Here is a 21,433-nt window from a genome sequence, read left to right as displayed (position 1 = left end):
ATTACATTTTCTTATATATTAACCTAAAAATATTTTGAATTCTACAAAAAGATTTTGAGAATTTTATTTTTCTATTTTAGTAACTTTAAATACTATTATTTAAAGTAGCTTTTTATACCTATAAATCAATATACTTTCATTTAAGTAATAGAAATTTGAAAATTACCGCTTTATAAACGATTTATTTAAGGGGCTAAAATAAAAAAAGTGATGACATATTTGCGGGGAATGCAGCAATCTATGGTCTTACTTATTATTGATGAAAATAAAAAAGCTTCTCTTTGTATAGTAAAGAGCAGCTTTTTAAAAAATTTAATATATAGAATGACTAATTTTCCCTCGCAAATAAACCATAAATAGTCTCGCTTCGTCAGACATTTTTATTCTAGGATTATAAATTAGACGAATTTCAATAGCTGTTTTTTCACAGCTAAGTGGTAGACTAATGAGCTCACCTGTTTCGAGTTCTCGTTCTACACCAAAAGTAGGAACAGTTGCAATGCCAACCCCTTTTTTAACAATTTCAATCATCGATTTTGAATCTTGAACTTGTAAATCCATCCTATAGTTATTGATCCCTATCTTCTGCAGTGCTAAATCAATCATTCTAGCATGATTTGATGCTTTCAGTGCTCCTACAAAAGAATATTGTTCAAGCATTTTAGGATCAATGTTGTCTTGTGTAGCTAATTCATGAGATGGCCCAACAACAAATTCTAAATCCTCATAAATTAATATTTCAGAATATAATCCTTCAACGGATCCAAGAGTCATGATTAATCCAAGATCCGCTTTCCCTTCTAGGACATGGTTGATCACGGTATCTTGTGTCTGACTGTACATAATGATTTCGAAATCTGGATGTGTTCTAGAAAAGGAAGCTAGATGGTTAGGCAATAAATGATTTGCAATATTACGCTGTGCTGCTACGGATACTGATTTTTCTTTACTGTTTAGTTTTTGAATATTATTAATGAACTGTTCCGTTTTCGAAATAACATCGATAGCATATGTATACAAAATTTCTCCTGTCTCAGTAAGTTTTGATTTCTTTCCTGGTGTTCGGATAAAGAGTGATTTTCCTAACTCCTGTTCAAGTGCCTGAATATGTGCACTAATGGATGGTTGTGTAATATTCAGTCTCCTTGAGGCAGCGCTGAAACTACCAGACTCGACAACTGTTTGAAAAATCCTAAGCCTATGAATAGTTGATTCGAACATGTCTTACTTTCTCCTCTCATATAACCCATAGCCTATAGCTTATAGGTATATAGCTATAAAACATATTGTTAATACTATTATACCTAAGATAAAATATTTTTAAATATCGTAATATTCTAAAAAGTATAAAAACAAATGAATGCAGAATTATTTATTCTAGTAACTATCAAAGTGACCTTTTTTATATCGAAATTAGGAGGAATTTATATGAGTATTTATTTAGGGGTAGATATAGGTGGAACATTTACAGATCTGATTGCATTCGACCAAGACTCTGGGGAGTTATATCATGCAAAGAGACCTACAACGTATAACGATTTAGTAGAAGGAATTATAAATTGTACACAAAAAAGCGGGGTTAGTCTTAAAAAGACAGATAACGTTGTACATGGAACAACGATTGCGATTAATACTGTTATCGAACAAACGGGTGCTCGTACAGCGCTAATTACTACAAGGGGGACAAGGGATGTTTATCGCTTAGGTAGGGGAAATCGTCCTGAGGCATATAATTTATTCTTTCATAGACCGAAACCGCTTGTTTCAAGAGAATTAACGTATGAAGTAAAAGGGAGAATGCTAGCGGATGGGTCAGAGCTTGAACCATTAGATCTAAAAGAAATTGAAGAACTTTGCAATGAACTCCGAAATCAAAAAATTGAGTCAGTGGCGGTTTGTTTTATTCATGCATATGCCAATCCAGAGCATGAAAAGATTGTGGGAGAAATTATTAGACAACAATTACCAGAGTGCTATGTATCTTTATCACATGAAATCCTACGAGAGTATAGAGAATATGAAAGAACATCAACAACCGTTCTTAACTCATATGTAGGACCTAAAGTAAGCAATTATATTAATAGATTAGAAGACAAAATAGGAACATTTGGATTTAATGGAAATCTATCTATTATGCAATCAAATGGCGGGATTATGTCACCAACAACAGCTGCTGCCAAGCCTGTAAATATGATGGAATCTGGCCCGGTTGGAGGCATAATCGCTTCAGCTGAAGTAGGTAGAGCGCTCGGTTTTAATAATGTAATCGCTTTCGACATGGGAGGTACAACCGCGAAGGCAAGTCTTATTCAGGAGAGTCAGCCGATCATGTCTGAAATGTATTATATCGGTGGGTATGCAAGTGGCCAGCCTGTTATGATCCCGGTTGTAGATGTCGTTGAGGTTGGAACTGGCGGTGGTAGTATTGCATGGCTTGATGAAGTAGGAGCTTTGAAGGTAGGGCCGCAAAGTGCAGGATCTGATCCAGCTCCAATTAGTTATGGCAAAGGTGGAACAGAGCCTACCTTTACAGATGCAAATGTTGTTTTAGGGCGCATAGGTGCTGAGGATTTCCTAGGTGGAGACATGCCGCTTGACAAAGAGTCAGCAGAAAAAGGGTTAAAAGCCAAAATTGCTGATCCTCTAGACCTAGACACTTTACGTGCAGCACATGCTATTTTTCAAATTGCTATTGCCAATATGTCATTAGCAGTTCGTGAAGTTTCAGTAGAAAGAGGGAATGATCCGCGAGATTTCGTATTAGTGGCATCAGGTGGTGCTGGTCCTTTAAGTGCAGTGGCCATTGCAAAAGAATTACATATTCCGAAAGTAATCATACCACGCTACCCAGCCCATTTTTCCGCAATCGGTATGCTTTTAACGGATCAAAAACATGATTTTGTACGAACACATTATAGTGAATTAGAGAATGTTAACTTTGAAGATTTATTACAAATCCATAATGAAATGATTCAAGAGGCTAAAGATCTTATAGCTAGTGAATCAATTACAACAAAAGAAGTGGAATTCCAAGCATTCTTAGATATTCGCTATGTTGGTCAAGAGTTTACCCTTGCTGTACCAGTCAGTGAGACAGACATTAAACAAGCGGACATTCAAACCATTCGTTCTTCGTTTGATGAAATTCATGATAAAAGATTCGGGCATAAGGCACCAGATGAAAAAGTTGAAATTGTTAATATCCGCTTAACTGTTACAGGAAAACGAAATAAACCTAAGTTTTCTGAAATACAAACAGGCGTCCAAGAGCCACAACCAAAATATCGTCCGGTTTATTTTGATGACATGACAACGCCAGTGAATTGTCCGGTTTATTACCGTGATACTTTACCTGCTGGTTTCCGTTTTTCTGGACCAGCATTAGTTCAAGAATACGCGTCTACAACAGTTATTTATGATCAAGATGTATGTGAGGTTAGCGGAACAGGAGAGCTAATTATTAGCATAGGAGGTATTTAAAATGAGTAAAGTTTATGAACAAACTATAGATCCCGTTACATTGGAAGTTATAAGAAATGCGCTGCCAGCTATATCAAATGAAATGTCAGCAGATCTACAGCGGGCATCTTATAACATGATGGTATATGAAGTTCGTGATTATTGCTGTGCCTTAATAGATAAAAAAGGACGCTTAATTTCACAAAACTTAGGTGGCGTATCACATTTTGTTGCTGATTTAGGCGTTATTATTGAGGATGCCATGAAAAAGTACGGGGAACATGGCTTTGAAAAAGGTGATGTATTAATCACAAATCACCAAGGTGTTGCTGGTCAGCACTTAAATAATATTGTCATCTATACACCAATTTTTGATAAAGATGAACTATTCTGTTTTGCAATGGTTCGTGCTCATTGGATGGATGTGGGTGGCTTGAGCACTGGATTTGGCGGTGGCGTAAAAATAACGGACCCGTGGATGGAAGGTTTACAGCTTGATCAATTGAAGATAATTGAAGCAGGCAAATATAATCAAACACTATTACAAATTATCAAGGATAATATCCGATATCCAGAATCATCCCTAGGAGATATGAGAGCACAAATTGCTTCATGCGCTTTGGCAGAACGACGAATAGAAGAATTATTTACAAAATATGGATCAGAGAAAGTTCAATATTATATTGAAACGATTTTTTCAAAAACCGAAGAAAAATGCAGAAAAATAATTTCCCAAATTCCTAATGGTGAATATGAGGCTGAATCATGGATTGATGATGATGGCTATACAACAAATGATCCAGTACGAATTCACGCACGGGTGGTAGTACGTGATGATAATATGACAATTGATTTTTCCGGATGTTCGGCTCAACGAAAGGGAGCCATAAATTCAAGATCATTGGCGGGGGCAGTAGTAGCCTTCAAGGCGATAACCACGCCACTCGATCCAGTAAATGAAGGATCATTTAGAGCATTAGAGGTTGTCATTCCAGAAGGAAATGTCATGATGGCAAAATATCCTGCTCCGATGGCAAAATGGAGTATTATTTTACCTACTGTTATTGATACCGTATTAAAAGCTTTAGCACCTGCATTACCAGATAAGATCCCGGCGGCACATATGGGCTATCTAGGAGGAACGATTGTATGTTTCGGTCAAGATCCTCGAACGAATAAAAGGTTTGTATTACAAAGTATTGAAGGAGGCGGATGGGGAGGAAGACCCCATGAAGATGGTGAATCAGCTTCAGTTTCTGTTTGTCAAGGTGATGTACGGAATGCGCCGATCGAAAGTATTGAAATAAAAGCTCCTGTTTTAATAGAAGAAAGAGTATTAAGAACAGATTCAGGTGGAGCTGGTAAGAATCGTGGCGGGCTTGGGTTAGATGTTCGTGTAAGAAATTTGGTTGAAGTTCAATGGAATCTGACACAAGGCCGAAGACGCCAATGTCCACCATGGGGGCTTTGGGGTGGAAAGGAAGGCGCAAACTCTGATTATTTATTAAAACTGCCTAATGAAGACACTTGGAATAGTGTGGACGTCTATCGCTATACGGTTCCTAAAGATACAGAAGTTATTGTTCGTACTCCTGGGGGCGGTGGCTGGGGGTCTCCACTAGAAAGAGAGGTTGAAAAGGTTCAACTAGATGTGAAAGAAGGCTATATTTCTCTGGAAAAAGCGAGAACAGATTACGGTGTTGTATTGAATCCAACTGATCTATCTGTAGATGAAAAAGCAACCGAAAATCTTCGTCAAAATATGAAAAAAGGAATGGAGTAAAATGATCGATAGAAAAGTCATAGATTCAATGCTTTTGCCACGAATGAATGACTATATAAATAAAATGAAAGAGAAACAACTAGACTATTTATTTGTATATTTTAATGGTTTGCACTCATTCTTAGAGCCTAATCAAGTTTTTTTATTGAGTGGTTTTAAGTCCATCGGCGAATGTATGTTAATAGTCAGTGCAAAAGGTGAATCAACATTAATCGTTTCACCATCATGGGATGTAGAAAGGGCTAAAGAAACCTCCAAAACAACAAATGTGGTTGGAACGGATCATCTAGTTTCTACATTTATAGATCTCTTAACAACAGAAAATGCATTATTTACGACTACTGGTTTCATTGGGATCGACAGCATCAATCCTGAAAGTTATTCAAGGATTTCTGCATATTTCTCTAATGAAATAAATGAAGTAACAGATGATTTCAAGAGTTTAACAGATACAAAAAGTGATGAGGAAATTGAAAATGCAAGAAAAGCTACTTGGATAGCAGAACGTGGCTATGAAAAAGTTTTAGAAATCGCAAAACCAGGAATGTATGATTACCAATTAGCAGGAGAACTCGTTAGCTATATGAAATCTCTAGGTGCTGATGATAACTTTTTATTAATGAGTGCATCCCAGCACAATCAAGCCGTTAGACCGCCTGGTCGACGTCGATTAGAAAAAGGAGATATTATCCTAGCTGAAATCTCACCTAGTTTTAAAGGACAATTTAGCCAGATATGCCGAAGTGTGGTTCTGGGCGACAATAATCTTGAACTCTTAACCGAAAAGTACAATCTACTAGTTCATGCGATGAAAAAAGGGATTGAAGTAGCTAAACCTGGTAATAAGATGTCCGATGTTGTAAGAGCCATAAATGAACCAATTATCGACGCAGGTTATGGAGAATATTGTGTGCCACCTTATATGAGGGTTCGTGGTCATAGTTTAGGTCTCAGCTCGTTATTACCAGGAGATGTATCAATAACCAATGAGACTATATTAAAAGAAGGAATGTTTTTTGTTATCCATCCTAATCAGTACATTCCAGAAACGGGGTATTTATTATGCGGGGAACCTGTATTAATAACTTCAAAGGGTGCTGAACCACTGACTAGAAGGCTTTCAAACTTAGATTCTATTCGTTGTTAATTTGATGAAAAACATTAGAAATTACTTTAATAATGGCTGTGTTAAATCTTAATGTTGATTGTTAACATCCGCGTTTAACAAAGCCTTAATAAACAAGGAGTGTGTTTGTATGACAGTAAAGGAATATAAGGATTATGAATTTTTATTAGATTTAATAAAAAATAGAAGTAGTATTCGACGTTTGAAGTCAGATCCAATTCCACAGGGACTTACGGAAAAAGTTGTCGAAGCCGGTAGATGGGCAATGTCTGGAGCAAATTCTCAACCATGGGAATTTATCATTGTGCGTGATCCTGAAAAGAAAAAGGCGATTTGTGATGCGTATAAAGAGGTGAATATTGATTATGCCTATTGGATGGAGCAGCAACGGATTCCTGAGTTAAGACATCCATCTTTCCACTTAGCCGATTATAGCCCGGATCCTTATGAACAACTCGCACATATTAAAAGTCGTAGCCAGTGGCATGAGGCACCAGAGATCATTGTCGTTATTGGTGACGGACGTCGTCAATGGGGGACTGTAATGGCAGGACATACCTTTGGACGTGATCAAACACATCTGACGGATGGATTAGCTAATTGTTGTCAAATTATGCATTTAACTGCAGCATCACTTGGTTTAGGTACACAATGGATTACAGTCCATATTCAGGATATGTATAAGCGAATCTTAAATATCCCTGACATTTATACGATTTACTTGATTATTCCGATTGGGTATCCAGCAGTTGAGCCAAAACGAGGAGTAAGACGTGATCTTGAAGATATGGTTCATTATGATAGTTATGATCACAATAAATACATGAGCAATGAACAAATTTTAGATTATCTTGCAGGACTTCGCGGTAAAACGATCGAAAAGTATAGAACGTCCTATGGTGAAGGTAAAAATAAATAATATCAGAATATTGAAACTAGCAGGGTAATGCAAATATAACACAAATTTGTAAATGTTCTAAGCCTGCATCCTTGCTAGTTGTAATATTTTATTCTTTTTAACTATTAAAAAGGTAGGTGCTCTAAGTGGAAAATTATAGGAGTAAGTTAAAGGGTAAGAATATGTGGTTAAGCATTGTTTTACTTGTATTATTAGCAGCACTAGTAGCTTGTGGAAATAACAGTACATCGGTTGATAATGAATCGAAACCAACGGAGACTAGCCAACAAAGTGAGTCGAGTCCTGCAGATTCTGAAGGGGAAAAGCAGTTAGAAAAAACTAGCATCAAACTAGGTTTACCCTTAGATACAGCAACTTTCTTACCTATCTATGTAGCTAGCAGTGAGGGATTTTTCCAGGATGAAGGTTTAGAAGTAGAGGTATATGCATTTAAAGGTGATGCAGGTGTAGTTCAGGCATTAGCAGGTAATTCGGTTGATATAAATGCAGCATCACTAACAGGATTAGTAAAATCAATCAATTCAAATCAACCATTTAAGGCTTTTTGGGGTGGATTTAATCAATCAGATTTCGAATGGTATAGTCCATCGATATCATCTATGGAAGATGCAAAAGGGAAAATCTTTGGTATAACATCGTATGGTTCTTTAACAGACCAATTAACAAGATATGCAGTTAAAAACGCAGGACTAGACCCAGATAAAGATGTACAAATACTTCAGGCTGGTGGTTCCTCTGCACGTATTGCAGCTATGGAGTCCGGTCAAATGGATGTTTCTATTCTAGCAACTCCATTTAAATTTATGGCTGCTGATCAAGGCATGAATCTTCTATTAAGTGAACGTGAAGATATAAGTGCAACATGGCCTAACCATGTTATTTATGGAAAAGAAGAGTTTATTCAAAATAACCCTGAAACAATTAAAGCCTTTCTACGTGGGATTGTAAGCGCTAACGAGTATATTGAACAGAATCCGGATGGTGCTGCAAAAGTGCTAATGGAAAAATTACAATTTGAAGAAAAGTATGCAAAGCTTGCTGTTGAGGATGTTTCTCTTGGCTTTGATAAAAAAGGTGGAGTAGAAAAAGAAGGATTAGATCTATTCTGGGAAATCTCTGTTGAAGCTGGTGATGTAGATAGCCCTTGGGAAGATAGCAAATGGTTAGATACAACGTTTATTGATTCACAAGATGAATGGGTAAATCAATAAGGAAGTAGAAATGTTAACAAAGCTTGATATAGAGCTTGCTGTCTTTATATCAAGCTTTTATATAGTAGGGATCTTTGAATGATTATATTTTTTAATAGGAGGTTAAAATATGGCTCATGTAAGTATACGGGATGTGGATATCGTTTATAAAAATACAAGCTCAGGTAAGGATTTTGTCGCTTTATCAGGTGTAAGTGTTGATGTTGAACGTGGGGAATTTGTAACAATCGTAGGGCCCAGTGGTTGTGGGAAAAGCACATTATTACTTTCTATAGATGGACTTTTAAAGCAGGATAAGGGAGAAATTTTAGTAGATGGTAAGCCGGTAACTGGACCTGGAAAAGATCGTGCACTCGTTTTCCAAGAGTTTGCGCTGATGCCTTGGCGAACAAATGAAAGTAACACATGGTTTGGGATGGAATTACAAGGTGAAAAGAAAAATACTTTGCGAGAGATATCTGATCGTTTTTTAAAGCTTGTAGGATTAAAAAGTTTTGCCCAAAGCTATCCGCACCAGTTATCAGGAGGTATGCGCCAACGAGTTGGTATTGCCCGAGCGCTAGCTGTAAATCCTGATATTTTGTTAATGGATGAGCCTTTTGGTGCACTTGATGCTCAGACCCGCGAGATTATGCAATCCGAACTTTTGAAAATATGGGAAGAGAATCGAAAAACAGTATTTTTTGTGACTCATGGAATTGACGAGGCAATTTATTTGGCTGACAAAATTGTCGTAATGAGTGCACGTCCAGGAAGAGTGAAGGAAATTATTGATGTTAATATTCCTCGACCTAGAGGCTTGGAGGTAAAAGAGACAGCGGAATTTGGAAGATTACGCAGACATTTATGGCAACTTCTTGAGGATGAGGTTACTTCTGCAGCAGGTTGGAAATAGGAGGTGTCGAATATGAAAGTTAAAACAATAGAATTAAACTCTGGACCTAAAAACTCAATGTTTCAGGGGATTATGAGCTGGACTACACAACGCCAACGTTGGGGCATTACATCCGTATTCATCTTTCTCATTCTATGGGAGCTAATTAGCACACTACAAATCATTGATCCAAAATATATTAGTAAACCAACTAGTATTATCACCACTGGTTATACCATGATTACAAGTGGCGGATTTTTTGAACATTTCTATATTTCAATGGCTGAGTTATTTATAGGATTTGCGCTAGCGGTTGTTGTGGGTCTCATTATCGGTATTTTAATGGGCTGGAATCGTATTATTGGAGGACTATTTGACCCGTTAGTTATGGCCCTATATGCCACACCGCGTGTAGCGTTAGTACCATTGTTTGTACTATGGTTTGGGGTAGGTATTGGTAGTAAAATTTTCATTGTTTTTATTGGAGCAGTTTTCCCTGTTTTAATTAATACCATTACTGGGATTAGGCAAGTCGATCCTCTTTTACTACGTGCTGGACGATCGTTTGGGGCATCCAATAGTCAATTGTTTACTAAGATATTATTGCCTGGAGCTTTACCTGCAATGATGACGGGGATCCGCTTAGGTTGGGGGCGTGGTATTTTAGGATTTGTTATCGGAGAAATGTATGTTTCCATGGCGGGATTAGGTAACCTCATCCAGGCAGCTGGTAATGCGATGCGCACAGATCAATTATTTTTCCTAATTATCATTGTAGCGGGTTTAGGTTTTGTGGGCACAAGTATTTTTCAATACTTAGAACATAAGCTAACCCCTTGGAGACAGGAGGAACAAGGACGATGAACACGTTGAAACTCATGTACCATAAAAGTGAACAATTAGTATTGGGTATTACAGGTTTAGTATTTGTTTTATTACTTTGGCAAATTGCATCGATTTTAGAACTGTTTAATCCACTTCTATTAAGTAGTCCAGCACAAATTATTACAGCTGGTATGGAGCTTACAGCTAAAGGAGAACTTTGGGGCGATGTGAAAGTAACGATCATTGAATTTGGAGTTGCTTTTGTTGGAGCCGCCCTTATCGGTTTAGTATTGGGTTTAGTTATGGGCTGGTTTAAGCGTGTGGAATATGCGGTTGACCCGTTTATATGGTTTCTTTACTCAACGCCATTAATTGCTTTTTATCCTTTATTGATCATTTGGTTTGGCTTAGGTTTCAATACTGTCGTTGTTCTAGGGTTTTTATTTGCTGTTATTCCAATTACAGTAAATACATTTTCCGGCGTAAAAGGTATGAATCCTATCTTAGTACGGGCTGCTCGTTCTTTTGGAGCAAACGATTTCCAAATTTTAACGAAGGTAGCTTTACCTTCAGCAATGCCAATGATCATTACAGGATGGAGAATTGGAGTTGAGAGAGCATTAATCGGGGTTGTTGTTGGAGAGATGTTTTGTTCGAATGCCGGACTAGGTTTTAGAATCAGTTATTATGGTGCACAGCTGCAAACAGCTAACCTTTTCGTAGCATTAATAGTAGTTGTTGTTTTTGGTTTAATACTTACACAGTTGCTACGTATTGTTGAAGCGCGTTTATTAAAATGGCAAAAATAAATTGGAGGGTATTATTATATGGAAACCATGCACCCAGTCGTTTTACATGGATGTTCAACATGGGATAAAGAGCTGCTCCCATTAGATGAATTCACAATCCGTTTACAGAAGATTCAAAATGATCTTCAAGAAAAAAATCTTAAAGGAGCTATTATTTATTCAGATGTTAGAAACTATGCAAAGGTTTGTTATTTTTCCAATTATATCCCTAAGCATAGTTATGCAATTTTATTGATCCCAGCTATTGGCGAACCTCGTTTATTAGCTAAGCTAGCTGGTATACGTGATATTCCTTATGTTCAAACTTTAACCTGGATCGAGGATATAAGGGCAGTCAAAAATTTGGAAAATGAAATTAGGGAATTCCTTGAACAAATTGCTACTAGCGATGCACAAGAAAACTCCAAACCAACAGTAGGTATTTGTGGTAATGAATTGATGACTAATAAGGTGTATAAGGACATAATAAGCGCAGGTGAATTTGTTAACTTTGAAGAGATTGATAGTCATTTAGATTCCACATTAAGACAAAAACGACCTAGAGAAAAAGCTGTAATAAACGAGGCTGTCAGTTTGCTGCAACATTCTGTTGTGGCGATGAAGGAGGTCCATCGTAGGGAAGGTAGTGTTGTCACTGCCATGGTTGAAGCTGAGCAAGTAGCTAGAAACTATGGAGCGCAGGATGTAAGAATTTTATTTAGCTTGGACTATGGAAAAACATTACAGCCTTTAGAAACAATTAGTGAGGTTAGAAATGATCCGATGATTGCCTATATAGCGATAGACTACTTAGGATATTGGGTTGAAGGAATGGTAACATTGATTCAACAACCAAACGAAATTTATGATCAAACTATAACTTTATTAAATAATTTGAAAAAGTCTTTAGTAAGTGGGGCATCAATCAGTAGTATAATAAAGGATTCAACTAAATCTATCGCTCCATATGAACTACATCCTGTTTCTTTAGGAGGCTATGGATATAATATCGGACTATCATTAAAAGAAAAACCACTTTTACATGAAAACTATGGAAACGATGTCATTCAAGAAGGAGATATTTATTCTTTACATGCTTGTTTGACAAATGGGAAAGAGGAGCATTGCCTATTATCTTCTATTATCTCAATCAATAAAAATGGAAATGAAATCCTTTGGTCATCGCTTAAAAACTAGTTTCGAGCTAACATCTTATAAACGAAAAATTGCTTTTATTGAAACGAGGTGATTGAATGTCAGTTTTGAAGCAAGTTTCCTCCTATATTAGCACTCATAAGCATTCCAAGTTAGAGAGAGAAGAAGCGTTAAATCACTTTGTGGATACTATAGTAGCTCTTGTTTGTGGCAGGTATACTACAGAAGGGGAACATATTTTGTCAGTTTTTCAAGATGAAGAAAACGGTATACTATCAACTAATCATGTGGATAAACAAAGTGTATTAGATGAAATAATGATTAACGTTTCTTTAACACGTTTAACAGAGGTTGATGATATTCATATTGCATCATGTACGACCCCAGGTTCAGTCATTATTCCAACTGTACTTTCTTTAACACCAACTCAGAAAAATCTATCCTATGAAACAATCATGGATTCGATCATCATTGGGTATGATATGATGACAAGATTGGGTCAAGTGATAGATGGAGCAAGAATATTAAGTAAAGGGATATGGCCTACATATTTCACAGCAGCTTTTGGCGCAGCTGCTACCACCTCACGTCTCCTGGGTTTGCCAGATGACAAAACAGTACATGCCCTCGCATTATCATTAACGATGTCCACAGGTGGTGTGAGTAGGTCGTCACAACACACTTTCCGTTGGTTAACTCTTGGTACTGCTGTTCGGTCTGGAGTATTAGCAGCTATAATTGCATCAAAAGGCTTTCAAGGTGATCCTGAAATGCTGGAGAATAGTTGGTTGGAAAAAACATATGGTCTTAAAGCGGAGCTTTCTTATTTTACTAATTTATTAGGCGAAGAAAACGTTATGCAAAGGATGAGTATGAAACCATATTGTTCTGCGAAACAAGTGATTCCATCCATATATGGCCTTTCAAAAATTCTTGAACAAGGCATTTTACCTGAAGAGATAAAAAGTATAAATATTAAAGTTCCTAATGAATTTGTCAAAATGATAGATCATGGTGCCAGTGATAGAGTTTCATCTTTGACAAGTGCTCCATATCAATTAGCTATGTCGGTCTATTATCCAGAGCATTTATTCGACATTTCACGGACAGAATTAATAAAGAATGATATAGTCCATTCTTTTATGAATAGAGTTAAAATATATGGTGATGAAACCTTATCAAAGCACTATCCTGAGCAATGGATGACAATAGTAGAGGTTGAAACAACAAAGGGCACTGTCATCGAGGTAGTTGACAATTCTCATGGCGATTCTACTAAAAAACTTAATAAAAAAGATATTATGCAAAAAAGTTTAAAACTTTTGCAGCCTATTTTGAAAAATGATGAAATACAAGAATTTATTAAACTAATCGAAAGTGGCCTTACTGATAAACAAGCCGTTATCGATGTAACAAAACAGGTAAAGATTCTTTTGAAATAAATTAATACAGTAAAGATAGTTTTAAAAAAATAGCTGTCAGGTTGTAGAAAAGCCTCTCTTTCACAATATAGGAAGAGAGGCTTTTATGATACTGAATATATGACTGATAATAGTTTTTTGTTAACTTTATTTATTGGGCACTATTATTTATTAAAGCAATGATTTAAAAGTATGCCTTATAACATCCCCACGGCTAATAATGCCTACAAGTACCCCGTTTCGTTCGACCGGTAATTTTTTAATATGTTTATTACCTAAAAGGGCTGCAATATTATCAATGCTTTCATTCCATTGCACTTTATGTACTGTTTTTTTTGCCACTTCCATTACGTTTAAAGAAATGACTCTTTTTACTCGATGCTCAAACTCATTTTCATCTGCTTTGATTAAGTTCGTATAAAAAAATGTATCGATGAAAATATCCTTGCTTTTCCCAATAAATCGCATGATATCCCCGTCACTAATATAAGCAACGATTTCGTTTCTGTCATTAACTACTGGAAGACCGCTTATTCCATAGTCAAGGAATATTTCAATTACGACTTGAATGCTAGCTTCCTCTTTTACTTTAATGACATCGGTTTTCATGATTTCATGCGCTTTCATAGTGTGCCTCCCAAAATAGTATATACAACTCATTTTACATCATTTTTAGTTCGAAAAATAACCTTTGTGAAAGATTTTGCTGTTATTTTAATTTTGAAAAGGCTACTGTTGAGCAAAGATTAAAAATACTCCGTCAACTAAGTTCTTCTTTTTTGAATTTCAAAATTAGGATTAACACTATAATTGTTATATAAACAATTGCAGGAAAAAAACTCACCCCTAATAGTAGATCATTGTTTCATAGACAAACACATATTTATTTATCCTCCATACACTAATATAAAATGCTGGAGGCGTTTTATATGGATAAAGAAAAAGTACCAATTGCGCAGGACAAGGCTGTTAGGTCTAAATGGCATGCATTTGAAGTGTTTGGGATTTTGTTAGTTTTTATATCTTTAATTCTTTTACTTTTTGCGCCTAATTCCTTGTCAACATTTTTTGATACGATCATTAAGGAAGTAAAGCCAGTTGTAGTTGATATTTTTCTAATAAGTGAAATTGGTATTGCGATTATAGTTAGTGTGATCGTTGGAAGGATTTTGGAACGGTTAGGATTTACAGATGGTTTAATTCGGATTTTTGTGCCTGTTATGAAGTGGTTTAAAATAAACCCATCTGTTATTGTACCTAGTGTTTATAACATTCTAGGTGATATTAATGCTGCTGGAAAAATAGCGGGCCCAATATTAGTTAAAGCGAATGCTACAAAGGCAGAACAGAAAATAGCTGTTGCTACAATGATTCAATCTCCACAATCGTTCGCAACCTTTGTACTTGGTATTATTGCTTTAACAGCTTTTAATATAAATGCATTTCCATTAATCATTTTAGCTATTTTTGCGCCTATCGTTGTCGTGCCTATTCTGTTATCCAAAACCATTTACCGCGATACGAACAAAGTTGAGTTGGAACAACTGCCGCGCTTTACCCCAAGTACCCGAATATCGCAAACTATCTTTTCATCTGCAAAAGAAGGAGCAGAACTTCTATTTTTAACGATCATTCCAGCTGTTGCTGCCGTGTTTTTCTTTATTGGAGCACTCAAATTTATCGGGGTTTGGAGTTTAATTGAAGCAAGCTTATCTTCGGTTCTTACAGTTTTAAGTATTGAACCAGCTACAGGAATTGTATCGATACTAGCAGCACCTACTCTCGCTGTTGCACAGCTTGCCGATTTAGCGAGTACAATCGATCCAAGGCTAGTGGTAGGCTCCTTTGTGCTAGCGAATTCAGGATTGCCACTATCAGTTATCTTTGGTCAGGTTCCTGTAACATGGGCTGAGACATCTACTCTTAATGAACGGGAAGCACTAGAGACTGCCATTATTGGAATGGTACTTCGTGTTATTACAGCCTGTGTTTTAGGATATTTCTTAACTCCTTTCTTGGTGTGATGAATGATGAAATTCATGATTAAAGCGAAAAAAATTGTGACAGTTAGCAGTCTCGGAACTATTCATCATGGCGGAATGGTTATTGAAAATGAAAAAATAGTGGCTATTGGAGAATGGAAAAAGCTGCAGAAACAATTTCCAACGATTCGTGTTTTGGATTGCTCTGATTTTGTCATAACCCCTTCCTTAATTGATTGTCACACACATCTTCTAGAGTTCGCACCAACATCACTTTATCCGGTCACACCAAATACGCATTTTTGGGCAGGAAAAGGCATTATTTTCGATGCGCTTTCATCAGGTATTACGGCGCTTGGCGAACAAATTTGCGGCCATCCGTTGTGTAGTTTTTCAGTTAAAGACTATCGTACTGTTGTTAAGAATTTACCAATTGACATTTCCTTTGCAACGACGAGCATCTCAATTGGATTGGAACAATTGGCACACTTTACCTCCATTACACAATCAAAAATTGTTGCAAAACATGAATTAACGAATACCGATCTAGTACAGAAAATTGCTCAAGAAAGTGACTATCCAGGGGAAAATATTTTTATTAATGCCACACCTGCCAATTTTAAAAAAGAGGATGTTCCGAGAGCGGGGGAATTAATTTATACAGTAGATGAGTTAAAAAAGATTGTTGAAATCTATCATGGATTAGGGAAACAAATAGGCTGTCATGTAGCGGGGGAACAAGGAATTGACATGGCTTTGGAAGCGGGATTCGATGTTCTCCACCACGCCCATGGAATTACAACTGATTTAATAAGGAGAGCAGCAAATAAACAAGTACCTATTGTTGCAACACCTATGGGCGGTACTCATTTACTGCCCAATTCACCTGAAGAAATTGTTGAATTAGTCGCAAACAATATTTCTGTATCGATATCCACCGACTCATTTTTACCGCCATATCAAGGCGCAACATGGCTGCCGTTTGAGGATCAAGCGTTAAAAGGGCCTGATGTTTTAATGGTAATCGCACATCCGGCTATGCAGCTTTTAAAAGAAAAAGGCTATGATGAAAATGTAATTCTTGCTTTATTAACAAGCAACCCTGCTAATTTATTAGGAAAAGAGCATCGGTTTGGAAGGATACTACCAGGTTTAGAAGCAAACTTCCTAGTAACAGAGGGTGTTCCAGGGTTAGAGATAACGGAGATTACTAAAATTAAAAAGGTTTTTTATAAGGGGAAGAAAGTAATTGAGCGGAACTAGTAAAAATTAACGCTGAATAAACGAATGGACTTAAGTTGTTTAAGTGGCGAGAAGTCCTTAGAATAGGGCTTCTCGTTTACAGTAAAATGGTCGACCATTATTTTAAAAAGTTTTAAAAATATTATATTGACGAACCTAACTTTGTGTTTTACAATCAAAGTATGAAAACGTTACCACAAAAATAACAAAGTGTGGTAACGATACCATAAAAATAGTTTCATATCATCCGGAGATTTATATATTAATATTCTTGATAAATAAATTGTAAATAGAAAGTGTTTTTTTACCTTGTGTGGTAGCGTTACCACAACTAAAAATCGCTTTCGTGATTCTTCCGCTATCTATGTGGTAACGTTACCACATTTCTGGAGTTTGAGGAGAATGAGCTTGATTGTTGTGGTAACGTTACCACATAATATATGAACTAATTTCTTATTTTTGAATTAAACTAATTTCAAATACTAATGCTCTATAGTAGGACATCTGTTTTTGAAAAAGGAGTAAAATATGGCCTCAATTAAAGATATAGCACAAAAGTCTGGAGTTTCAGTGACAACTGTCTCTAGAGTTATAAGAAATAATGGATATGTAAGTGAGGAGACGAAAAAAAAGGTACTCCAAGCTATTGAAGAACTCGATTATCAGCCAAGCGGGATTGCTAGGAGTTTGGTAACAAAACAAAGCAATATTATCGGACTGCTAATACCTCACATAGATAGCCCTTTTTTCTCGGGTTTCAGTATTGGGGTTGAAAAAGTGGCAAGGGAATTAGGTTATAACGTCTTACTTTGTCATACGCAGGAGGATACACAAATGGAAGAAGATAGTTTAAGGGTACTTCTAGAACGAAGGGTGGATGGAATTATCGTTACACCTGTTGGGAAAACCTTTAAACATTTCAAAAAGATTGTTGAAAATGTACCGTGCGTTTTGGCTGGTAGAACATATGAGGGTTTGAATGTAAGTAATGTTGAAGTTGATAATGTCCAAGGCAGTAGAAGAGTCATGAATCATCTTATTGAACTGGGACACCGGAAAATTGGGATTATAAATGGTTCACTATTTCTGTCAACTGGGAAAAAAAGATGGGAAGGCGTGCAACAAGCTTTAATCGAAAATCAGATTGAATTACCTTCTGAATATATAAAAGAAGGGGAATTTACAATTAGAAGTGGCTATGCAATGGCCAAAGAATTAATCAGTATGGATGATAGGCCGACAGCTATATTTGCTGCAAACCATATGACAGCACTTGGAGTTATGAGAGCATTGGCAGATCTCAAATTAAAAATACCGCAAGATGTTGCACTTGCGTCGTTTGAGGGATTTGAGGATTCTGAGTTTGATTTTATCATTCAACCGAAAATAACGGCTAATATTCATCCAACAGCTGAATTAGCTCAACATGCAGTAGAAATTCTTCATAAACAAATAACCAATAAATTAAATGGAATGAGCTCCTCAAGTGCTACGGATTTGGTGATCAAAATGAAGTTTCAGGAGAGAGAGTCCACTGTTGGAGAAAAGGGGTAATGTTTGAATACTTAAAGGAGGTGGTTGTATACGAGTAGGCTGTTTGGATTTTGGGGAAATTTTATAACTATCATAATAGAGAAGGTGAGGAGTTCCAATGAATATTAGAAAGAATTTATTATTAACTATTACCCTTATATTAGCAATGTCATTATTTCTAGTGGGCTGTGGCGGTAATAACCAATCAGGCACAACAACGGAAGAACCACCAGCAAATGAACCTGCTGAAACGACAACAGCAGAGAAAGTTGTTCTTAAACTAGGTCATGGTGCACAGGAATCACATCCATTACAAACTGCATCATTAAAATTTAAAGAAATTGTTGAAGAAAAAACAGAAGGTGCAATTGAGGTTCAAGTATTTGGAAACAGACAGTTAGGCGAAGAAAGAGCAATGGTAGAAGGACTTCAAATTGGTACTGTGGAGTTAACGATTGTAGATACAGCCCCTGTTATCGGATTTTTTACCTCAAATGGGAGTTGTGAATTTACCGTTTTTATTTAAGTCGTCAGAGCACGCGTATGAGGTACTTGATGGTGAAATTGGTCAGAACCTCTTAAAACAATTAGAGTCTCAAGAAATTGTAGGGTTATCTTTCATGGAAAACGGATGGAGACATTTAACAACTTCTGAGAAAAAGGTTGAAAAGCCAGAAGATTTAGATGGCATGAAAATAAGAACAATGGAAAATGAAGTTCATATGGCTGCATTTAAAGCGATGGGCGCATCACCTACTCCTATGGCATGGGGAGAAGTTTATACAAGCTTACAACAAGGTGTAGTTGACGGACAAGAAAATCCGGTTCCGATTGTTTGGACTAACTTATTACACGAAGTTCAAGATTATTATGCATTAACAGGTCATTTTTATTCACCATATGTATTTGCAATGAGTAAACCTGTGATGGATAAGTTAACACCTGAGCAACAACAAATTATTAAAGATGCAGCTAAAGAAGTAACACAATTAGAAAGAGAACTTATCACACAGCAATCAAACGAGCAAGTTGAACTTCTGAAAGAAGCTGGAATGGATGTTTATGAAGTTGATCGTTCTGCATTCCAGGAAGCAACACTACCAGTTTATGAACAATATCAAGATGTTTTTGGAAAAGAGTTAATTGATCAAATTTTAGAAATCGGTAATCAATATTAATGTTTTGTGAGGAGAGAGGGAAGGTGAGAGAGCCATCTCTCCTCTGTATTTAGTGATCTTTAATTTCCAATATTACGAGATAATTATTGGCGTGCTACTTCCTATTTTTTATTATACTACTAATTTTTACATGTATTCAAATATAGGAATTTCTGAATTGATTATTTGTATAGGTAATACTTTTTATAGATTTTAATAGATAAATTGGATGCTAGATTTGGAGTGAAAATTAATATGAAACTTGGATTAAGTTCATATACGTATACATGGGGTGTTGAAGTACCCGGTTTTCCAGTTCCAGAAGGACGGTTATCAGCTCATGATTTACTGAAAAAAACAAAAGGACAAAAACTTGAGGTTTTGCAAATTGCTGATAATCTCCCTTTGCATCTAATGACAGGGGAAGAACTAGAAAACTTTAAACAATCAGCTGATGCATTAGGAATTGAATTAGAAGTTGGAACAAGAGGGATAGAAGTAGAGCAGTTGCTACGTTATTTAGAAATTGCGCAAGTTCTTGGCTCTAAATTTGTAAGAACCATTATTCATACATCTAAAGGAACACCTGAACTAACTGAAGCGATTGAATTAATTCAACAGGTCATTCCGTCTTATGAAAAAGCCGGAATAGCCCTTGCTATTGAAAATCATGATCGTCATACAGTGGATGAGTTAATAGATTTACTTGAAGCTGTGGATAGTCCTTATATCGGTATTTGCTTAGATACAGTAAATTCTTTTGGAGCATTAGAAGCTCCAGAATTTGTAGTTAAGAAACTAGCACCCTATACAATAAATCTTCATTTTAAAGATTTTAAGGTTGATAGAGTTCAATCCCAGATGGGTTTTTCTATTGTGGGCTGCCCTGCTGGTGAAGGTCAATTGGATATAGACATGGTAATGAATGAGCTTTCTAAGTATGGTAAAAATCCGAATGTAATCCTTGAATTATGGACCCCGTATGAAGAGTCTGTTTCTAAAACAATTGAAAAAGAAAATGAATGGGCAAACAAGAGTATTGCCTATTTGAAGGAGAGAGTATAGTGACTAATGTAAATCGTGATCATTCAACTATAAATGTAACAATCGTTGGTGCCGGTGGAAAAATGGGCTGCCGAATTACTGATAATCTAGTAAAAGGAACATATAATTTATCATTTGTTGAAAAAGCTGAGTCAGGAATTGCACGTCTTAAAGAACGTGGTCTTAGCACAACAGCTGGCGAAGAGGCCTATCCTAGTGCCGATTTTATTATCTTAGCAGTACCTGATGCGTTAATTGGTAGAATATCAGCTGAAATAGTTCCTCAAATGAAACCAGACGCGACTTTAATTTTACTTGATCCAGCCGCTGCATATGCTAATCAAGTTAGTTTGCGTAATGATTGTACGTTCGTTGTAACACATCCTTGTCATCCTCAATTATTTGGAGAGCAAGATTCCGATGAAGCAAGAAAGGATATGTTTGGTGGAATAGCTGCAAAACAAGATATCGTGATTGCCCTTCAACAAGGACGAGAAGAGAATTTTGAGATTGCAAGACAAATTTGTATCGATATGTTTGCTCCAGTTGTGGAGTGCTATCGAATTACGGTTGAGCATATGGCGCTTCTTGAGCCGGCAGCTGCTGAAGTAGTTGCAGCATCTGCAGCATGTATTATGAAAGAAGCGACAGATCAAGTAATTAAAATGGGAATCCCAGCCGATGCAGCACGTTCATTTATGTTAGGTCATATTCAAATTCCACTAGCAATTGCGTTTAATAATGTTAATCCTTTTTCGGATGCAGCTAAGATTGCGATCGATTATGGATATGAAAAGATCTTTAAAGAAAATTGGAAAGATGTATTTACAAAAGAGTCATTAGATGAAGTGATCAAGAAGATGCTTCATTTGGAGGAAACGACACTTAATAAATAGAGTTTGACAAAGAATGCC

The 21,433-nt window shown here is 36.4% G+C and carries 19 protein-coding genes; 17 read left to right on the top strand and 2 right to left on the bottom strand.

Features of this window, described 5'->3' with window-relative positions:
• Positions 1–312: 312 nt before the first annotated feature.
• The gene (locus C1724_RS21605) at positions 313–1,221 is read right to left on the bottom strand and encodes a LysR family transcriptional regulator (RefSeq protein ID WP_102348862.1); all 909 of its coding nucleotides are present in this window, start codon (positions 1,219–1,221) and stop codon (positions 313–315) included.
• Between the two features lie 207 nt (positions 1,222–1,428).
• Between C1724_RS21605 and C1724_RS21600 the strand changes: the two genes are divergently transcribed.
• The 10 genes from C1724_RS21600 (at position 1,429) to C1724_RS21555 (ending at position 13,582) form a co-directional block, all read left to right on the top strand.
• A complete protein-coding gene (locus C1724_RS21600; RefSeq protein ID WP_180994404.1) occupies positions 1,429–3,480 on the top strand; it encodes a hydantoinase/oxoprolinase family protein in 2,052 nt (683 codons plus the stop codon).
• A gap of 1 nt (position 3,481) precedes the next feature.
• Positions 3,482–5,242 (top strand): hydantoinase B/oxoprolinase family protein, encoded by a 1,761-nt coding sequence (locus C1724_RS21595; protein ID WP_102348860.1) that lies wholly within the window; start codon positions 3,482–3,484, stop codon positions 5,240–5,242.
• 1 nt (position 5,243) lies between these two features.
• Positions 5,244–6,389, top strand: a complete 1,146-nt coding sequence (locus C1724_RS21590) for a M24 family metallopeptidase (protein WP_102348859.1) — start codon at positions 5,244–5,246, stop codon at positions 6,387–6,389.
• Between the two features lie 109 nt (positions 6,390–6,498).
• The gene (locus tag C1724_RS21585; protein ID WP_102348858.1) at positions 6,499–7,287 is read left to right on the top strand and encodes a nitroreductase family protein; all 789 of its coding nucleotides are present in this window, start codon (positions 6,499–6,501) and stop codon (positions 7,285–7,287) included.
• Between the two features lie 125 nt (positions 7,288–7,412).
• Positions 7,413–8,498, top strand: coding sequence for an ABC transporter substrate-binding protein (locus C1724_RS21580; RefSeq protein ID WP_142386583.1), 1,086 nt, complete (start codon positions 7,413–7,415; stop codon positions 8,496–8,498).
• A 109-nt stretch (positions 8,499–8,607) separates the two neighbouring features.
• Entirely contained in the window at positions 8,608–9,393 is a 786-nt protein-coding gene (locus tag C1724_RS21575; RefSeq protein WP_102348856.1) for an ABC transporter ATP-binding protein, read from the top strand.
• Positions 9,394–9,405: 12 nt separating this feature from the next.
• Positions 9,406–10,236, top strand: a complete 831-nt coding sequence (locus C1724_RS21570; protein ID WP_102348855.1) for an ABC transporter permease — start codon at positions 9,406–9,408, stop codon at positions 10,234–10,236.
• Positions 10,233–11,006: an ABC transporter permease gene (locus C1724_RS21565; RefSeq protein WP_102348854.1), complete on the top strand. Its 774-nt coding sequence runs from the start codon at positions 10,233–10,235 to the stop codon at positions 11,004–11,006. Before C1724_RS21570 ends, C1724_RS21565 begins: the two co-directional genes overlap by 4 nt.
• An 18-nt stretch (positions 11,007–11,024) precedes the next feature.
• The gene (locus C1724_RS21560) at positions 11,025–12,182 is read left to right on the top strand and encodes an aminopeptidase P family N-terminal domain-containing protein (RefSeq protein WP_102348853.1); all 1,158 of its coding nucleotides are present in this window, start codon (positions 11,025–11,027) and stop codon (positions 12,180–12,182) included.
• 56 nt (positions 12,183–12,238) lie between these two features.
• Positions 12,239–13,582: an MmgE/PrpD family protein gene (locus tag C1724_RS21555; protein WP_102348852.1), complete on the top strand. Its 1,344-nt coding sequence runs from the start codon at positions 12,239–12,241 to the stop codon at positions 13,580–13,582.
• A gap of 150 nt (positions 13,583–13,732) precedes the next feature.
• Here the strand turns inward: C1724_RS21555 and C1724_RS21550 are convergent, their stop codons facing one another.
• Entirely contained in the window at positions 13,733–14,188 is a 456-nt protein-coding gene (locus tag C1724_RS21550) for a CBS domain-containing protein (protein ID WP_102348851.1), read from the bottom strand.
• A 302-nt stretch (positions 14,189–14,490) separates the two neighbouring features.
• On the opposite strand from C1724_RS21550, the gene C1724_RS21545 reads away from it, so the two are divergent.
• The 7 genes from C1724_RS21545 (at position 14,491) to C1724_RS21515 (ending at position 21,415) form a co-directional block, all read left to right on the top strand.
• Positions 14,491–15,585 carry a hypothetical protein gene (locus tag C1724_RS21545; protein WP_258000492.1) on the top strand — a complete coding sequence of 365 codons (1,095 nt, stop codon included), beginning with the start codon at positions 14,491–14,493 and terminating at the stop codon, positions 15,583–15,585.
• A gap of 3 nt (positions 15,586–15,588) precedes the next feature.
• Complete coding sequence (locus C1724_RS21540) at positions 15,589–16,806, top strand: amidohydrolase family protein (RefSeq protein WP_102348850.1); 1,218 nt, start codon at positions 15,589–15,591, stop codon at positions 16,804–16,806.
• Between the two features lie 507 nt (positions 16,807–17,313).
• The gene (locus C1724_RS21535) at positions 17,314–18,339 is read left to right on the top strand and encodes a LacI family DNA-binding transcriptional regulator (protein WP_102348849.1); all 1,026 of its coding nucleotides are present in this window, start codon (positions 17,314–17,316) and stop codon (positions 18,337–18,339) included.
• Between the two features lie 97 nt (positions 18,340–18,436).
• Positions 18,437–18,844: a hypothetical protein gene (locus tag C1724_RS21530; RefSeq protein WP_102348848.1), complete on the top strand. Its 408-nt coding sequence runs from the start codon at positions 18,437–18,439 to the stop codon at positions 18,842–18,844.
• Entirely contained in the window at positions 18,813–19,496 is a 684-nt protein-coding gene (locus tag C1724_RS21525; protein ID WP_102348847.1) for a DctP family TRAP transporter solute-binding subunit, read from the top strand. Before C1724_RS21530 ends, C1724_RS21525 begins: the two co-directional genes overlap by 32 nt.
• A 234-nt stretch (positions 19,497–19,730) precedes the next feature.
• Positions 19,731–20,540, top strand: a complete 810-nt coding sequence (locus tag C1724_RS21520; protein ID WP_102348846.1) for a sugar phosphate isomerase/epimerase family protein — start codon at positions 19,731–19,733, stop codon at positions 20,538–20,540.
• Positions 20,540–21,415, top strand: a complete 876-nt coding sequence (locus C1724_RS21515) for a phosphogluconate dehydrogenase C-terminal domain-containing protein (RefSeq protein WP_258000491.1) — start codon at positions 20,540–20,542, stop codon at positions 21,413–21,415. The genes C1724_RS21520 and C1724_RS21515 overlap by 1 nt, the downstream gene beginning before the upstream one ends.
• The last annotated feature ends 18 nt before the right edge of the window (positions 21,416–21,433 follow it).

The organism is Bacillus sp. Marseille-P3661 (assembly GCF_900240995.1).
In the GTDB taxonomy this organism is placed as follows: Bacteria; Bacillota; Bacilli; order Bacillales; family Bacillaceae_J; genus OESV01.
This window is presented reverse-complemented; position numbering and strand designations above follow the sequence as displayed.